We start from the raw sequence: 1,431 nt of genomic DNA on the forward strand, positions 1-1,431 counted from the left end.
GGTTGCGTCCATCAGAGTGGTGTACGAGCCACAGCTGAATGAGCTTGCTGGCGTGTCGTAACCGAACGAAAGACGGTCACCGCGTGATCCTCAGAGAGACCGACCAAAGTCACTCGAGACAGGACCACGCGATGACCACTGCCCACGATATCGACCTGCGCCAGCTTGTCGACGACCGACTCACCGGCGCCAGCCCCGACCTGCTGCGCGAGCTGTTGTCGATGTTCCTCGACGCCCTGATGGGCGCCGAAGCCGACGCACTGTGCGGCGCCGGCTACGGTCGACGCTCTGACGAACGGGTCAACACCCGCAACGGATACCGGCACCGGGACTTCGATACCCGGGTCGGAACTCTCGACGTCGCCATCCCCAAACTGCGGCAAGGATCGTATTTCCCGGACTGGCTGCTGCAACGTCGCAAACGCGCCGAACGGGCCCTCACCACCGTGGTCGCCACGTGTTATCTGCTCGGGGTCTCGACCCGAAGGATGGAGAAACTCGTCGACACCCTCGGCATCACGTCGCTGTCGAAATCGCAGGTCAGCGTTATGGCGAAAGAGCTCGACGAGCAGGTCGAGGCCTTCCGCAACCGGCCTTTGGATCAAGGTCCGTACACGTTCGTTGCCGCCGATGCTCTCGTGCTCAAAGTCCGCGAGAACGGGCGCGTCGTCAACGTGCACACCTTGGTCGCGGTCGGCGTCAACGCTGACGGTTACCGTGAAATTCTCGGTGTCGATGTCACCTCTGCCGAAGACGGTGCCGGTTGGCTGGCCTTCTTCCGCGGGCTCGTTGCCCGAGGCTTGTCCGGGGTCCAGTTGGTGACCTCCGATGCTCATGCCGGCCTGGTCGGAGCGATCGGTGCGACCTTGCCGGGAGCATCTTGGCAGAGGTGCCGCACCCACTACTCGACCAACTTGATGGCGGTGACCCCGAAGGCGTCGTGGCCGTGGGTGAAGACCCTGTTGCATTCGGTCTACGATCAACCCGACTCGGATTCTGTTCATGCCCAATATGATCGGGTGATCGATGCGCTGGAGGAGAAGCTGCCGAAGGTGGCCGAACATCTCGATGCAGCGCGAGCGGATCTGCTGGCGTTCACTTCGTTCCCGAAGCAGATCTGGCGGCAGATCTGGTCCAACAATCCGCAGGAGCGGCTGAACAAGGAGATCCGCCGCAGAACCGACGTCGTCGGGATCTTCCCAGATCGGACTGCGCTGGTCCGGCTCGTTGGTGCCGTCCTCGCCGAGCAGCACGACGAGTGGATCGAAGGTCGCCGATATCTCGGACTCGACGTCCTCGCCCGTTCTCGTCGCGATAAGACCGCTCAGAACATCACTGAGCCTGCCGAGGAGGTGTCACCGGCTTTGACCGCATGACCCGACAACGAGGAATCACGCGACGACGTCGCACACCACCTCACGGGACTTGACC

The 1,431-nt window shown here is 62.5% G+C and carries 1 protein-coding gene; it reads left to right on the forward strand.

The annotated features are described in order from the left end of the window. Nucleotides 1–131 precede the first annotated feature (131 nt). Entirely contained in the window at nt 132–1,376 is a 1,245-nt protein-coding gene (locus ACN675_RS29125) for an IS256 family transposase (RefSeq protein ID WP_420754111.1), read from the forward strand. Nucleotides 1,377–1,431: the final 55 nt, after the last annotated feature.

Source organism: Rhodococcus sp. O3 (genome assembly GCF_048897285.1).
Classification (GTDB): Bacteria; Actinomycetota; Actinomycetes; order Mycobacteriales; family Mycobacteriaceae; genus Rhodococcus.

Excerpts from the sequence above, each read along its gene's own strand:
- ACN675_RS29125 (WP_420754111.1), top strand. The coding sequence starts at position 132 with ATGACCACTGCCCACGATATCGACCTGCGCCAGCTTGTCGACGACCGA.